The sequence below is a fragment of the Caulobacter sp. KR2-114 genome (genome assembly GCF_049446115.1).
In the GTDB taxonomy this organism is placed as follows: Bacteria; Pseudomonadota; Alphaproteobacteria; order Caulobacterales; family Caulobacteraceae; genus Acaudatibacter.
The window spans coordinates 616,721-631,423 of record NZ_JBMSEC010000001.1 but is presented as its reverse complement, the minus strand read 5'-3'; the positions used below and the strand labels follow the sequence as shown (position 1 = coordinate 631,423).

Here is a 14,703-nt window from a genome sequence, read left to right as displayed (position 1 = left end):
GGCCCCCATCCCCGCCTTCGGCGGTACTTCCCCCAAGGGGGGAAGAGAGGCTGCCGTTCGGCTTGCCCCATCGTTCTCTTCCTCCTTTGGGGGAAGTACCCGCGAAGCGGGGGAAGGGGGCTTTCCCCAGTCCGGCGGAACTCGCTAAGGAAGGGGCCATGAGCGAGCACCGCCTGCAGAGCGTCGAGCTGGACGAGGACAGCCTCGGCGCAGCCTCGCGCGACCAGGAGCAGGAACGGCAGATCGCCATCTTCGACCTGATCGAGGAGAACACCTTCCATCCCGACGGCGCCGACGGCGGGCCCTACGACCTGAAGATCTCGCTGATCGAGAACCGCCTGGCGCTGGACATCACCGGCCCCGGCTACCAGCGCCGGCACATCCTGTCGCTGTCGCCGTTCCGCGGCGTGATCCGCGACTACCACATGATCTGCGAGAGCTATTACCAGGCGATCCGCAACGCCACGCCGCAGAAGATCGAGGCCTTGGACATGGGCCGCCGCGGCCTGCACAACGAGGGCTCGGCGCTGCTGCAGGCGCGCCTGGCCGGCAAGGTCGAGACCGACCTGGACACGGCCCGGCGGCTGTTCACCCTGATCTGCGCCCTGCACTGGCGGGGATGAGCGTGGCGCCCCTGCCTGGTGCGGTGCTGTTCGCCTGCAACCACAACCGCGTACGCTCCCCGATGGCCGAGGGGCTGATGAAGCTGCTGCTGGGCGACCGCGTGTTCGTCGACAGCTGCGGCCTGCGCCACGACGAGGGCGACGAGGCCGACCCGTTCGTGGTGGCGGTGATGGACGAACTGGGCGTCGACCTGACCGACCATCGGGTCAAGAGCTTCGACGAACTCGAGGACGACAGCTTCGACGTGGTCATCTCCCTGACCCCCGAGGCGCAGCACCGCGCCGTCGAACTGGCCCGCGGCCGCGCCGTGGAGATCGAATACTGGCCCACCCACGACCCGACCCTGGCCAGCGGGTCTCGCGAGCAGATGCTGGAGGCCTATCGCCAGGTGCGCGACGACCTGGAGGCCAAGATCCGCGCGCGCTTTCCGCTGCCGGCCCGGACGGTAGGGGGGTGACGAGCGGTGGCGGACGGGGCGCCCCTCAATCTGTCATCCCGGAATTCGCGCAGCGAATATCCGGGACCGCGGCAAGCGCTGGAGCCTGCTTCGGCCGTCGATCGTCGGCGTTTCCGGCGGTCCGGATAAGCCGCTTGCGCGGCTTTCCGGGATGACAATGGATTTGTGATGAAGAGAGAGCCCTAAGGCGCGGCCGGCGCATACCCCTCGATGCGCACGAACCGGTAGCCGGCGGCCTCCGCCTCGCCGAGGCTCGCCGCAGACGCGGCCAGGAAATAGTCCTTGCCGTCGGGGCCGACGTAGAGCTTCAGCGGCGCCAGACCCGGCTGCGGGCCCGGGAACACATAGCCCTGCAGGCCGGCGAACTCGTAGCCGGCGGACTGCACGTCGCGTTCGCCCTCGGGCGTGGCCACGGTGGCGTAGTCGCCGGTGGCTTCCTTGAAATAGAGCTTCAGCGCCACCGCGCCCGGCGGATGCTCCTGGTAGACCTGCGCCTCCTGGCGGACGGTCTGGTAGAAGTCCGTCAGCTGCGGCGGCAGGCCGGTGGCGCTGGTCATGTGGTCGCCGCTGGCGCTGTCGAAGTACAGGCCCAGCGGAACCAGGTGGGCGTCGGCCAGAGCCACGTCGTGCGCGCCCAGCGTGGGCGCCGCCTGTTCCGCGGCCCGGGTGGCGCTGCAGCTGTGGTCGGCGCGCTGGTAGTCGATCACCCCGCCCTCGAAGGCCTGGGTCTGGCCGTCGGGATTGTTCTGCGGCTCGCCGACCGGCAGGCCCAGCCAGCCTCGCGGGCCGCCGTACTGCACGAACAGGCGATAGTAGCAGCCGGTCACCGCATAGGTCTGGCCGGCGTGCGCGCCGCTGGCGTGCCAGAAGATGCCCGCCCCGCCGTGATCGGCGAAGTCGGCCTCATGGCCCACCGAGCCGGACTGGGTCTTGACGCTGGTCGCCTCGCGGGCGGCGGGGCAGCCCAGGCCGTTCTTGCCGCCAAGCTCGGTCCACTTGGCGAAGATCGCCGGGCTCAGCTGGGTGTCGCAGGCCAGTCCGGCGGCCACGGCCGGGGTGGCGGTGGGGGCTGCGGGCGCCGCCGCGCCCTGGGACAGGGCGGGGGAGGCGGCCAGGCCTGCGGCCGCCGCGCACGCAGCGGCCGCCCACGACGGAACCCCGGTCTTGCTCATCGACGACCCCATGCCAAAGCGCGTTTCACGCCGACCATAGCAGAACTCGTGGCCGGCAAATGCAGCGTGACTGAGGCGTTGCGGCGACGGTCCCGTCGCCGGTCTGACGGGAATCGGCGAGATCATCGACCTTGCAGGGGCAGTTGATGTATACTGGCAAGCCAAGGCCGGCGGCCCGCCCGATTCATTCGGCGGGCCGCTCGGCTTTGGTCGGTCGGTTTTGAGAAGGTTGCATGGCGAAAGAAGAGCTTCTGGAGTTTCCCGGCACGGTCAGTGAACTGCTGCCCAACGCGACGTTCCGCGTCACGCTTGAGAACAATCACGAGATCATCGCCCACACCGCGGGCAAGATGCGCAAGAACCGCATCCGCGTGCTGGCCGGCGACAAGGTCCTGGTCGAGATGACCCCCTACGACCTGACCAAGGGTCGCATCACCTACCGCTTCAAGTAGGGTCCGCCGTCGAGGTCCCGGCGGGGCGCCCTGCGGCGCCTGCCGCGGACCGCGCCGCCGCGCCTGGCCGCGGCCGTGACCGGTTCTTTCCGGGCAATTCCTACCCGGCGGCAGAGGCGACCCCCCGCCGTCACCCTGAGCGACCGGCGGTCGCCGAAAAACTTCCATCAAATCGGGTGGTTAAGAAAAGGCTGCGGCGTCTCGCCGTGGCCCGAGCCTTGCGCTGTGTCCCACGGGCAAAAACGCCCAGCGGCAAAAGCCGCCACATCCCGACCAGAATGGAAGGACCAGTCAGATGACCTCAATCAACACCAACGTGGGCGCGATGATCGCGCTCCAGAACCTCAACGCGACCAGCGCTCAATTGCAGCAGACGCAGAACATCATTTCGACGGGCCTCAAGGTGGGGTCGGCGAAGGACGATGGCGCGACCTGGGCGATCGCCCAGAACCAGCGCGCCACCGCCTCCTCGCTCGACGCCGTCAAGGACTCGCTGAATCGTGCGTCTTCGGTGACGGACGTCGCCCTGGCGGCGGGCTCGCAGATCTCCGATCTGCTGACCCAGATGCAAGCCAAGGCGCTGTCGGCCTCCGACGCGTCCCTCGACACGGCCAGTCGCGCCGCGCTGAACACCGACTTCATCTCCCTGCGCAACCAGATCAATCAGGTCGCCGCGAACGCCACGTTCAACGGCATCAACCTGATCAAGAGCGGCGCGACGGACATCACCGCCCTGGCCAATTCCGCCGGCACCGCCGTTCAGACGGTGAATGCTCAGGACCTGTCCGTGGGCGGCGGCAACGTCACCATCTCTGCCACCGGCACCATCGGTACTGTCACCCAGGCGAGCGCCATGATCGCCACGGTGCAGACCTCGATCAACAAAGTCAGCGCCGCCCTGGCCAAGCTGGGCACGGCGTCGAAGTCCCTCGGCTCGACCATGACCTTCGTGGGCAAGCTGCAGGACACGATCACCGCCGGTGTGGGTAATCTGGTCGACGCCGACCTCGCCAAGGAAAGCGCCACCCTCCAGTCGCTGCAGACCAAGCAGCAGCTGGGTGTCCAGGCTCTCTCCATCGCGAACCAGGCGCCGCAGGCCGTGCTGTCTCTGTTCAGATAGTCGCGACCGCCGGGCGGACCTCGTTCCGCCCGGCGGGCCCTCTTTTTCTTGGGTAAGGCCGGGTTTACCGCTTGACCGGCGCAAATCACCCGGCAGGAATTGCCGGGCGCCCCTCCGGGGTAGGCAGGAAGTTCCTGCCCAGCCATGCCTAACAAAGGCATAATTCAATAAAATCAAAGAGATATTTTTGCCGGGTGAGTATCGGCTCCTGGCCCGCCAATTGCTTCCTGTTCAACCGGGCAAAACGCCCCTGGCCTCCAGAATGGCGGCCGGACACCTTGAATAGGACCCTACGCTATGAGCACGAGCGTCAATACCAACGTGGGCGCGATGGTCGCCCTGCAGAACCTCAACAACACCACCAGCCAGCTGGCTTCCGTCCAGAGCATCATCTCGACGGGCCTGAAGGTTGCTTCGGCGAAGGACGACGGCGCCACCTGGGCCATCGCCCAGAACCAACGCGCCACCGCCTCCTCGCTGGATTCGGTGAAGGACTCCCTGAACCGCGCTTCCTCGGTGACCGACGTCGCCCTGGCCGCCGGCAGCCAGATCTCCGACCTGCTGAGCCAGATGCAATCCAAGGCCCTGTCGGCCTCGGACGCCTCTCTGGACACGGCCAGCCGGGCGGCTCTGAACACCGACTTCATCTCCCTGCGTAACCAGATCAATCAGGTCGCCTCGAACGCCTCGTTCAACGGCATCAACCTGATCAAGAGCGGCGCGACCGACATCACCGCCCTGGCCAACTCCTCGGGCAGCTCCGTGCTGACCGTGAATGCCCAGGACCTGTCGGTGGGCGGCGCGAACGTGACCGTCTCCGCAACCGGCACCATCGGCACCGTCACCCAGGCGAGCGCCATGATCGCGACGGTGCAGACGTCGATCAACAAGGTCTCCGCGGCCCTCGCCAAGATGGGTACGGCGTCGAAGTCGATCGGCTCGCAGCTGACCTTCGTGGGCAAGCTGCAGGACACGATCACCGCCGGCGTCGGCAACCTGGTGGACGCCGACCTGGCGAAGGAAAGCGCGACCCTGCAGGCCCTGCAGACCAAGCAACAGCTTGGCATCCAGGCCCTGTCGATCGCGAACTCCGCCTCGTCGTCCCTGCTGGGGCTGTTCCGCTAATAGCCAACTGAGGGGCGGGGCGACCCGTCCCTCGGCCACGGCGGCCGGGCGCGAGTCCGGCCGCCGTCGGCTTTGCTTCAAGGAGGTCGCCGGTCGTCCAAGGCCGGCTTCATGTCGAGATGAGCACTTCCGTAGCGCCATCCGCGCCGGTGTCGGACCCCACGGGGCCGGCGTCCGCCCGGACTTCCGCTCCGGACGCGGACCAACCGGTCGGTGGGGCCATCCCCATCACCGACACGCCGAACCTGCGACTCGTCATCGAGGAGGACAAGATGTCCGGCTCGTACATCTACAAGACCGTCGATGTCCGTACCGGCCATGTCGTGCAACAGGTTCCCCGTGAAGAGGTCCTGCGTCTGAAGGAGCAGTCCGGCTACCAGCCGGGCCAGGTGGTCGACGCCCGCGGCTAGCCGCGTGGCCTGATCGTTCGCGGCGGCAGACCGGCCGTCCGCCTCTCTGCAACCGGCGTCGCGCCAGCGGCGGCGGCGATCGGCGTTTTCACCTCGTTAACCATACGCATACCAACGCAACCCTAGCCTGACGAGGCCGGGGGGAGAATCACCGCGACCGGCGCCTGAAACTGGGGCATCCGATCATGTCGCTGAGCGTCAATACCAACACGGCTGCGCTGACCGCGCTGGAAAACCTCAACAAGACCAACCAGAACCTGACCGATATCCAGAACGAGATCTCGACGGGTCTCTCGGTATCGAGCGCCAAGGACAATGCGTCGGTCTGGTCGATCGCCCAGGGGCAGCGGGCCGACATCAATTCCCTGGCGTCGGTGAAGAGCAGCCTCAACCGCGCCGCGTCGATCGCCGACGTCACCAACACCGCCGGCAGCGAGGTCTCCGACCTCCTGGTGCAGCTGCGCGAGAAGGTGGTCAGCGCGATGGACCCGTCGCTGTCGACCACATCGCGCACGGCGCTGAACGCGGACTACCAGGCGACGCTGCGGCAGATCAGCCAGGTGGTGAACTCGGCCAGCTTCGACGGGGCCAACATCCTCAACGGCTCGCTGACCAGCAACATCCAGTTCCTGGCCAACGCCCAGGGCAACTCGTTCATCACCCTGTCGACCAAGGACATGTCCCTCAGCGGCCCGATCATCACCCTGGCGGCCACGTCGACTATCAACACCGTCACCAGCGCCACCTCGAACCTGGCCCTGCTGGACGCCTCGCTCGCCAACGTGAACCAGGCGCTGGGCGACCTCGGCGCGCAGTCCTCGCAGATCTCGGCGCACATCACCTTCGTCGGCAAGTTGTCCGACACCCTGACCTCCGGGGTCGGCAACCTCGTCGACGCCGACATGGCCAAGGACAGCGCCCGCCTGCAGGCCTTGCAGGTGCAGCAACAACTGGGCGCCCAGTCGCTGTCGATCGCCAACCAGGCGCCGCAGGTCGTGCTGTCCCTGTTCAGGTAAGTATCTGAACTAACGCGCCTTCTGGTCAATGATCTGGCCGGTGGGTCAGGGCGCGTTAAGGGCGCGCCTTAACGACTCCTGAAGGCCTTGGGCGGCACAATCGGAGCGGGGAAATCCGTCCCCGCCGACTCGCGCGCAAGGTCCCCCGGTGGTCATCAGTTTCGACCCCAACATTCTGGTGAGCTACTACCAGTCGAAGGTCGCCCAGGCGGCGGCCTCGGCGAGCGTCCCCCAGCTGTCCGGCGCGACCGGTTCCGGCACGAGCACGGCGAAGGTTTCCGCCCACGGCCAGTATGCCCCGACCCCGCCGTGGGACGCGTCGTCCGGCGCGGCGCGCGAAAGCACCCTGGTGCAGAACGCGCTGAGCGGCATGCCCTTCATCAACCAGAACGCCGCCCAGCTGGACATGCCGGGCGCCAGTTCGGACTATTCCAGCCTGTTCGCTCTCTACCAGGGTCTCAACACCCTCTATGGCCTGGCCGACCAGGCCAGCACCGTGGGCGTGTCCAGCTACCAGCTGGCGCAGTACCAGAAGGCGTTCCAGTCCGGCCTGACCCAGGTCACCAGCTATGTGAACAGCCTGAACCTGCAGAGCATCCGCGTCACCCAGGGCCAGGTGCAGACCTCGGACACGGTCCAGGCCGTGCCGAACCAGCCCACCACCTACACCACCAAGGCCCTGCACACCGGCAGCTCCACCGACGCGGTGGACGCCTTCCAGGGCGACGTCCAGTTCAACATCACCATCCAGCGCGGCAAGAATCCGGCGCAGGTGATCCCCATCGACCTCAACCAGATGGGCGCGCAGACCCGGTCGATGTCGAACGTGGTCAGCTTCATCAATGACCAGCTGAAGGCCGCCGGCGCGCTGACCCGGGTGGCCACCGACCGGATTCCGGGCCAGCCGCAGACCGTGACCGTGGGCAATTCCACCGTGACCCTGCCGGCCACCCAGGACACCTGGGCGATGCAGTTCACCACCAGTCCCGCCGAGAGCGTCAGCTTCTCGGCCGCCTCGACCAACGACGCGGTCTATCTCACCCAGACCGCCGGCACGCCGCCGGACACCTCGGTCAATCCCAACGCAACCTGGATGACCGCCGCGCAGAAGAAGGCGGCGCAAGCGGCCCTGGCCGGCGACGAGACCAGCCAGCTGGTGAAGTTCCAGACCGACGGGACCACGCCGCTGGCCGACGGCCAGCCCTATTCCACGTCGGGGCGGGTGTTCGCCAACAACCTGCCGTCCAGCGTCGGCGCCACGCACGCCACCGCCGTCGGTCCCGACGGCTCGGTCTATGTGCTGGCCGATATCGACGGCCTGACCCAGGGCCAGACCATCAAGGGCAGCCAGGACGTGGCCCTGATGAAGTACGACTCGGCCGGCAACCTGGTCTATTCCCGCGACCTCGGCGCCGGGGTCAGCGCCTCGGGCCTGTCGCTGGCGGTCTCGTCCAGCGGCCAGGTGGCGATCGCCGGCTCGGTCACCGGCTCGCTCGACGCGGGCGAGACCATGGCCAGCGCCACGACGTCCGACAGCTTCGTCAGTCTCTACGACGCCAGCGGCCAGGAGGTCTGGACCCAGCGCCGCGGCGCCTCCGGCGCCGACCAGGCCAATGCGGTCGCGTTCGGCAACGACGGCACAGTCTATGTGGCCGGCCAGACCAACGGGGCCATGACCGGCCAGACCGGCGGAACCCAGGGTGGCCAGGACGGCTACCTGATGGGCATCACCACCTCGGCCAAGGGCCTGCCCACCGTCAAGTTCACCAACCAGTTCGGCAGCTCGGGCTCGGACGCCGCCCAGAGCCTGGTGGTGGACGGCGCGAACGTCTACGTGGCCAGCAACGAGCAGGGCCATGCGGTGGTGCGCAGCTTCGACACCTCGGGAACCGGGGCGCCGGTGCAGACCGCCCAGCGCGACCTCGGCAACCTGGGCGGCGGCAACATCGCTGGCATCGGCGTCAACGCCAACGGCCAGGTCGTGGTGGCCGGCTCCAGCTTCGGCGACAACCTGAACGCCGGCACGGTGACCGCCGCCGGCGGGGGCGGGGAGGACGGCTTCGTCGCCGCCATCGACCCCAGCCTGAGCGCCAACGCTTCCGACACGGTCGCCTATTACGGCGGCAGCGGGAACGACAAGGTCACCGGCATGGCGGTGTCCGGCAACAACGTCTACCTCACCGGCTCGGCCGGCTCGGGCGACCTGCCGGGGCTGCCCCAGGTCGGGACCAAGGACGGCTTCCTGGTCAGCGTTTCCTCCGTGGACGGCTCGGTGGGCTTCGCCCGCCGCTTCACCGCCAAGGACGGCCAGGACGCCCCGACCAGCGTGGCCGTCGCCCCCGGCGGCGCCAGCATCCTCGACCAGCTCGGCCTGCCGCAGGGCACGATGAACGCCGCCCAGTCCACCCGGCTGATCGACAACTCCTCGGTGCGCCCGGGCGACAGCTTCTTTGTGAAGACCCTGGAGGGCGGCACGCCGATCAAGGTGACGATCGACGCCAGCGACACCCTCGACACCCTGAAGACCAAGATCCAGCGCGCGGCCGGCTTCCAGGTGACCGTCGCGACCACTACGGTCAACGGCCTGCGCTCGCTGTCGATCAAGCCGTTCTCGGACACCAGCACGGTGGAGTTCGTCAACGGGCCCTCCGGCCACGACGCCTTGAGCGCGCTGGGCATCAATGCCGGGGTGGTGCGCAACACCACCGTGGATTCCAGCGGACAGGTGGTCTCGGCCGACGGCAAGGGCCAGGTCTACGGCCTGGGCCTGTCCAGCAATCTGAACCTGAATTCCAAGGACGCCATCGCGGCCGCCTCCTCGGCGCTGCAGTCGGCGATCACCACCATCGTCAACGCCTATAACGACATGAAGACCGCGGCGACCCCCAAGCCCAAGACGCCGCCCACCACCAACCCCTCGGGCACGGTGCCCAGCTACCTGAAGAACCAGATCTCCAACTATACGGCGGCGCTGAACCGCCTCACGGGCGGTTCCTCCAGCGGGACGGGCACGGCCAGCCTCTTCGGCTGACGGTCTTGCTGCGTGGCGCCGCTTGAAACGAAGCGGGGCGCATCGTAGCCAGGGATATGGCCGGACCCTCCAACAACCTGTTCCGCGACCGCCGGGTGCTGCTGGGACTCGGCGGCCTGCTGGCGCTGGGCGCGGGCCTGGCGATCGCCTTCCTGCTGACCGGCCACGACAAGGGGCCCGCCGACGCGCCCCCGGCCTCCCAGGGCGGGCTGGTCGTGGAGACCGGCCGTGACGACGACGTCAAGCTGGACGCCAAGCGGCCCCTGCGCTGCTTCGTCGGCGGCCAGTTCGTCGGCGAGCTGACCTTGGACGAGTGCGCCAAGCGCAACGGCGTGGCCTCCGGCTCGCTGGACGTGGGCGTCGACTCCTCGGGCGCCCTGGCGGCGGCCAACGGCTCCAACTCCGACATCACGCCCCTGCCGCCGCAGCCGGTGACCCAGCTCAGCCCGCCGGGCGGCGTCTCGCCCGCCCCGGGCGCTGAAGCGCCGTCCCCCGGCCAGGCGCCGATTGCGGCCGGCAAGACCGTCGCCGCCGCGCGAGGGCCGGCAGGCGCCTGCTGGCGACGCGCCGGCGGCCAGTGGCAGAAGCTGCCGACCGATCTCACGCTCAACGCCTGCGTCCAGGCGCTCTACGCCGGCCATTGCGAGCGCCAGGGCGGCGCCACCTACGGCCGGTGGATCGACCAGACCCTGCGCTCGGTGCCGGGCCGCATCGAGGTCTCCGGCGACAACCACGACTTCCGCACCCTGGCGGAACAGGGGCCCGGCTGCGCCGTTCCCGCCATCGGCTGAGCCTCGCGGGGCCGCTTCATCGCTATTCCTCCGTCGCGGGATCGGTGTAGCTTCGAGGCCATGCGCAACCGTCTCCTCGCCGCCCTCGCGATCCTCGTCCTGCCTGCCGCCCTCGGCGGCTGCGAGAAGAAGCTCGACGCCCCCACTGACCCGCAGGTGTGCTGGTCGATGGCGGTCACCAAGGACGGCAAGGTGAAGTTCAACAAGGTCGCCGAGCACGTGCCGGATTTGGAGCACTGCGCCGCCCAGCTGGAAGCCATGCGCATCAAGTTCCTCAGCCTCGGCGGCACCCAGACCGAGATCACCGGCGAGTACCAGGGCAGCTTCCTGTTCCTGCAGCGCGAGGGGGTGTTCACCGCCCAGTCCTACGAGGGCGCACGCTATCCGTTCATGGTGCGCACGGGCGACGGTCGCCTGGCTGTGCCGGGGGCGATGCCGCAGCAGTAGCGTTGCCTGGGCGCTGCGGCCAATTAGCTGTGGATGGTCGCGTGGAATCGGAACATAATGAGAACAAACTGTTTGCCAGCGGGTTAACGGCTCGCTAACCTGCTCCGCAGATTCCGGCGCATAGGGTCGCCGGGCGAGCATGGAGCCAAGGGCGTGTCCGGCAGCATCAACAAGGTCATCCTGGTGGGCAATCTGGGGCGCGACCCCGAGATCCGCACCCTCAATTCCGGCGACCGCGTCGCCAACCTCAACATCGCCACCTCCGAGACCTGGCGCGACCGCAACTCAGGCGAGCGCAAGGAGCGCACCGAGTGGCACCGGGTGGTGATCTTCAACGACAACCTGGTGAAGGTGGCCGAGAACTACCTGCGCAAGGGCTCCAAGGTTTACATCGAGGGCGCGCTGCAGACCCGCAAGTACCAGGACGCCTCCGGCGCCGAGAAGTTCTCCACCGAGATCGTGCTGCAGAAGTTCCGCGGCGAACTGACCATGCTCGACGGCCGCGGCGAGGGTGGCGGGGCCTCGGAAGGCGACTTCGGCGGCTATTCGGGCGGCGGCGCCAGCAACAGCGGCGGCGGCTACTCCAGCGGCGGTCGCGCCCCCGCCTCGCGCTCGGGCCCCTCGGAAAACTTCAGCGCCGACCTGGACGACGAGATCCCGTTCTGAGCAGCGGGGTCTGAACCCGCCTTGCCCCGACAGCCCTCCAGCCTACGCCCCGACCTCGCATGACCGAAGCCCAGCGGGTCCGGGCCGAGGGACTGCGCGGCTGGTTCGAGCTGCAGTTGCGGCTGGCGGAGGTGGCCGCCGAGCGGCGGGGCGCGCCGCTCGGCGAGACCGTGGGGCTGCTCACCAACCTGCACCGGCGCTTCGGTCTCGGAACCCTGGATCCGCAGGCGGTCTCGCCGTTCTGGCGGCGCTACGTCGAAGGCCTGGAAGCGCGGGCGACGCTGGAAGAGCGGCTGGACTGGACCGTGCGGTGCTGCGCCGAGGGACCGCCCCCGACCACGGCCAGGCCGGTGTTCGGCTGCTTCGCCTACGACCCGCCCGATGCGGCCCTGGGCGACGGTGTGGTGCGCATCCACTTCGAGAACCGCGACGACGACGGGGTCAGTCCACTGGCGGATGACAAGCTGGGACGACGGCGCGCCGATGCGGCGGCGATGTTCGGCCATATCGCCGCCGCCCACGCCGACGCGCACACCGTCAAGGGCGGCTCGTGGCTCTACAACCTCGAGGCCTATCGCCGGCTGTTCCCGCCGCAGTACGGCGCCTCCCGCCAGCGCCCCGAGCCCCTGCGGCTGAACGGCACCTCCAGCTGGGGCCAGCTGATCGACCACCGCGGCCAGGTGAAACCCGCCGCCCGCGAGGCCTTCCTCACCCGGCTGCGGGACCTGGATCCCGATGCCCCGTGGCGGGTGTTCCCGCTACCGGCCCTGGCGGTCAGCGCGCCGCTGGCGGCCTTCACGGCGTTCTACGGCGAGCGCATCGGCGACTGACCCCGCGCGGTCAGCTGATCGCCAGCCAACGGGCCTTGGCCGCGGAGAAGGTGCGCTCGCCCAGGGCGTTGGCCGGGTCGTCCCAGTCCACCCGGATCGGCTGGTTGATCGGGTCGTCGCCCTGGATCCAGCAGGTCGCGAGGGCGTCGATAAGGGCCACCTGGTCCTGTTCCACGGCGTCCATGCTCAGCGTCGCCAGGCCATGGAACTGGTCGGGCGTCAGGCCAGGCGGCACGACCCAGCCCTGGCCGCCCGCCGGAGGCAGCGGGGTGACCATCGGGCTCAGCCGCACCAGCCAGCCCAGCGCCGTCGGGTCGGCGTCGCGCGCCGACGCCAGCATCACGTGGGTGGTGAAGCTGGCCATGTCCGGCGGGTCGTCGGTGATGCAGCCCGCCGCCTTGCCCAGGTCGCTGATCACCCCGGGGGTCTGCGTGGCCTGGGTCAGGGCCGCGGGGGCGCCGGCGTTCGGCGGCGCCAGGCGCACGGTGCCGGTGCCGAGCGAGAGGCAGACGATGTCCTGCGCGCGCACGCCTTCGCCCATCAGGTCGATCACCCCGGCCAGCAGCGGGTTGTTCAGCCCGGCCATGGCCCCGTCCCAATAGCGGTGTCCGGCCCAGACCGTGGGCGCATCGAAGAATTCCACCGGCGCGTCGCTGGAGGCATGCACCGCCTGAACCAGCGGAATGTCGTTGGCGGTGGCGCCGTGCGCGGTGCCGTAGGAGCGGAACAGCGCCGCGCGCATCTCGTCGTAGTGGAACGCCGCGATCATCAGCTTCACGTCGCCGCCGTTCGGCCCCTGCACCCAGCTCGCGCCGGAGAAGGCCGAGAGCGGCGTCGCCCCCTGAGCGCCGAACACATTGGTCAGCCCCCTGAGCTTTCCGGCGGCGGAATAGCGGGGAAAGATCGGAATGTGCGACAGCAGGTTCTCGATCAGGTTGGTCTTGGCGAAGATCGCGGCCCGGTTCGCCTGCTGCAGGAACAGGTCGGCGATCTGGGTGGGCGACTTGTTCTCCACCAGCCCGCCCAGCACGATGCTGCCCCCGGAATTGGCCACGGCCAGGTCGAACCTCGCCAGGATGGCCCGGCCGGGAATGTCGCCGTAAACCGCCTCCAGCGCCCTGGCCTGCAGCAGGGCCCAGGCGCCTCCGCCGTCCAGCGACAATACGCGATAGGTCATGGTTCCCTCCCACGGTGAAGCGGTGGCGCGCAGCGCCGGCCGCAGACTGATCCGTACTGAAGAAGACGCGCGCGGCGGGCGGGTGACAGGGCGTCGCTCGCGAGCGGACAGGAGCAACCCTGGCATGGAAGCGGGGTAGAAACAACCGAAGACTGTACGCGTCACCGACTCGCGGACCGCGCACCGATCTGCTAGCGATTGATGGCCATGCGCACGACCATGCCCGTAGCGACCCTTATTGACCCGGCCCGGGCCGGGGAGGGACGTCGCGCGCCGGCCTGACCGGTTCAGCCAGACCTGTCCACCCCCAGCCCCGCCGGCGTCGGACGGGGCTTCTTCGTGTCCCGCCGGCGCCTTCGCCCGAAGGAGCCCGCATGCCACCCGCCGACATCCAGATCCGCGCCCTCGAAGCCGCCGACTTCGACGACGTCGCCGAGATCTTCGCCCAGCCCCGCGCCGTCTGGGGCACGCTGCAGGCGCCCTATCTGAGCGTCGAGGCGCGCCGCGCGCGCCACCTCGCCCTGCCGCCCGGCCACACCGCGATCGGGGCGGTGGTCGACGGCAAGGTGATCGGCGCGGCGGGGCTGCATCCGGAGGCCAACCGCCGGCGCGCGCATGTCGCCAGCATCGGCATGGCGGTGCACGACGGCTTCGCCGGGCGCGGGGCCGGCCGCGCCCTGCTGGGGGCGCTGCTGGAACTGGCCGACCGCTGGCAGAACTTCAGCCGCATCGAGCTGACGGTGTGGGCCGACAACGACCGCGCCATCCGCCTCTACGAGGGCGCCGGCTTCGTCCGCGAGGGCCTGCACCGCGCCTACGCCTTCCGGGACGGGGCGTATGTCGACGCGATCGCGATGGCGCGGCTGCGGGAAGGCCTGGCCTGAGCCGTGCGGGAGAAGCGACTACCGCACGCGCACGACCGCCGGGCCCACGCGGGCGCAGGGATCGTAGGGGCCCTGGCTTGCGGGCGGCGGCGCGGCGGTGGGCGGCGCGGCTTCCAGGGGCGCCGGGGCGGTCGCGGTCAGGCGGATGACGTAGGCGGGCGGCAGGGCGCCCAGCGGCGTCAGGCGCGCTGGGGCCTGCGGGCGATAGCTCTGCGGCGCGTGGCCGGCGCACCAGCCCTCCGGCAGGGGCTCGAACTGATAGACGCCGGCGTGGCGGTCTGCGGCCGGATGGGCGGTGTCGGGGGCGGCGGAAACCCAGGCCAGGACCAGGGCGCCGGCGGCGAGGGAAATCAGATGTGCGGACATGGCCTTGGACGCTCCTCTTCAGGAAGTCCGGCGCCGGCCCGCGGGCAGGTCAGAAAGGGCGCCTCGGGTGGCGTCGGCGGCGCCTGGATGCTAACACGGAAGCGGACGTTTGGTGTCCGATTCACACAGTCTGAA

Annotated in this window: 16 protein-coding genes; 13 read left to right on the top strand and 3 right to left on the bottom strand. The window is 69.2% G+C overall.

All coding sequences use genetic code 11. The annotated features are described in order from the left end of the window. Positions 1 to 158 precede the first annotated feature (158 nt). Together ACO2Q3_RS02785 and ACO2Q3_RS02780 are read left to right on the top strand one after the other, a co-directional pair. The gene (locus ACO2Q3_RS02785) at positions 159 to 623 is read left to right on the top strand and encodes a UPF0262 family protein (RefSeq protein WP_423304887.1); all 465 of its coding nucleotides are present in this window, start codon (positions 159 to 161) and stop codon (positions 621 to 623) included. A 2-nt stretch (positions 624 to 625) separates the two neighbouring features. Next, positions 626 to 1,081 (top strand): low molecular weight phosphatase family protein, encoded by a 456-nt coding sequence (locus ACO2Q3_RS02780; protein ID WP_423304886.1) that lies wholly within the window; start codon positions 626 to 628, stop codon positions 1,079 to 1,081. A 182-nt stretch (positions 1,082 to 1,263) separates the two neighbouring features. On the opposite strand, the gene ACO2Q3_RS02775 is transcribed toward ACO2Q3_RS02780, so the two are convergent. Then, the gene (locus tag ACO2Q3_RS02775) at positions 1,264 to 2,253 is read right to left on the bottom strand and encodes an LGFP repeat-containing protein (RefSeq protein WP_423304885.1); all 990 of its coding nucleotides are present in this window, start codon (positions 2,251 to 2,253) and stop codon (positions 1,264 to 1,266) included. A gap of 233 nt (positions 2,254 to 2,486) precedes the next feature. Here ACO2Q3_RS02775 and infA point away from each other — a divergent pair, with 233 nt between their 5' ends. The 10 genes from infA (at position 2,487) to ACO2Q3_RS02725 (ending at position 12,141) form a co-directional block, all read left to right on the top strand. Then, entirely contained in the window at positions 2,487 to 2,705 is a 219-nt protein-coding gene (infA, locus tag ACO2Q3_RS02770; RefSeq protein ID WP_166573809.1) for a translation initiation factor IF-1, read from the top strand. A 295-nt stretch (positions 2,706 to 3,000) separates the two neighbouring features. After that, a complete protein-coding gene (locus tag ACO2Q3_RS02765) occupies positions 3,001 to 3,825 on the top strand; it encodes a flagellin (protein WP_423304883.1) in 825 nt (274 codons plus the stop codon). A gap of 297 nt (positions 3,826 to 4,122) precedes the next feature. After that, positions 4,123 to 4,950 (top strand): flagellin, encoded by an 828-nt coding sequence (locus ACO2Q3_RS02760; protein ID WP_423304881.1) that lies wholly within the window; start codon positions 4,123 to 4,125, stop codon positions 4,948 to 4,950. 272 nt (positions 4,951 to 5,222) lie between these two features. Next, positions 5,223 to 5,360, top strand: a complete 138-nt coding sequence (locus tag ACO2Q3_RS02755) for a hypothetical protein (protein ID WP_423304880.1) — start codon at positions 5,223 to 5,225, stop codon at positions 5,358 to 5,360. Positions 5,361 to 5,545: 185 nt separating this feature from the next. Then, a complete protein-coding gene (locus ACO2Q3_RS02750; RefSeq protein ID WP_423304879.1) occupies positions 5,546 to 6,376 on the top strand; it encodes a flagellin in 831 nt (276 codons plus the stop codon). Positions 6,377 to 6,524: 148 nt separating this feature from the next. Further along, the gene (locus ACO2Q3_RS02745) at positions 6,525 to 9,407 is read left to right on the top strand and encodes a hypothetical protein (protein ID WP_423304878.1); all 2,883 of its coding nucleotides are present in this window, start codon (positions 6,525 to 6,527) and stop codon (positions 9,405 to 9,407) included. Between the two features lie 56 nt (positions 9,408 to 9,463). Then, positions 9,464 to 10,198 carry a hypothetical protein gene (locus ACO2Q3_RS02740; RefSeq protein WP_423304876.1) on the top strand — a complete coding sequence of 245 codons (735 nt, stop codon included), beginning with the start codon at positions 9,464 to 9,466 and terminating at the stop codon, positions 10,196 to 10,198. A gap of 60 nt (positions 10,199 to 10,258) precedes the next feature. Then, positions 10,259 to 10,645 (top strand): hypothetical protein, encoded by a 387-nt coding sequence (locus ACO2Q3_RS02735; protein ID WP_423304875.1) that lies wholly within the window; start codon positions 10,259 to 10,261, stop codon positions 10,643 to 10,645. A gap of 153 nt (positions 10,646 to 10,798) precedes the next feature. Continuing rightward, positions 10,799 to 11,311, top strand: a complete 513-nt coding sequence (ssb, locus tag ACO2Q3_RS02730; protein ID WP_423304874.1) for a single-stranded DNA-binding protein — start codon at positions 10,799 to 10,801, stop codon at positions 11,309 to 11,311. Positions 11,312 to 11,370: 59 nt separating this feature from the next. Continuing rightward, on the top strand, positions 11,371 to 12,141 hold the full coding sequence (locus ACO2Q3_RS02725) for a hypothetical protein (protein WP_423304872.1): 771 nt from the start codon (positions 11,371 to 11,373) through the stop codon (positions 12,139 to 12,141). A gap of 10 nt (positions 12,142 to 12,151) precedes the next feature. On the opposite strand, the gene ACO2Q3_RS02720 is transcribed toward ACO2Q3_RS02725, so the two are convergent. Further along, on the bottom strand, positions 12,152 to 13,318 hold the full coding sequence (locus tag ACO2Q3_RS02720) for a patatin-like phospholipase family protein (RefSeq protein ID WP_423304871.1): 1,167 nt from the start codon (positions 13,316 to 13,318) through the stop codon (positions 12,152 to 12,154). A 374-nt stretch (positions 13,319 to 13,692) separates the two neighbouring features. Between ACO2Q3_RS02720 and ACO2Q3_RS02715 the strand changes: the two genes are divergently transcribed. Further along, on the top strand, positions 13,693 to 14,202 hold the full coding sequence (locus tag ACO2Q3_RS02715; RefSeq protein ID WP_423304870.1) for a GNAT family N-acetyltransferase: 510 nt from the start codon (positions 13,693 to 13,695) through the stop codon (positions 14,200 to 14,202). Between the two features lie 18 nt (positions 14,203 to 14,220). Here the strand turns inward: ACO2Q3_RS02715 and ACO2Q3_RS02710 are convergent, their stop codons facing one another. Further along, positions 14,221 to 14,568: a hypothetical protein gene (locus ACO2Q3_RS02710; protein WP_423304869.1), complete on the bottom strand. Its 348-nt coding sequence runs from the start codon at positions 14,566 to 14,568 to the stop codon at positions 14,221 to 14,223. Positions 14,569 to 14,703 lie beyond the last annotated feature (135 nt).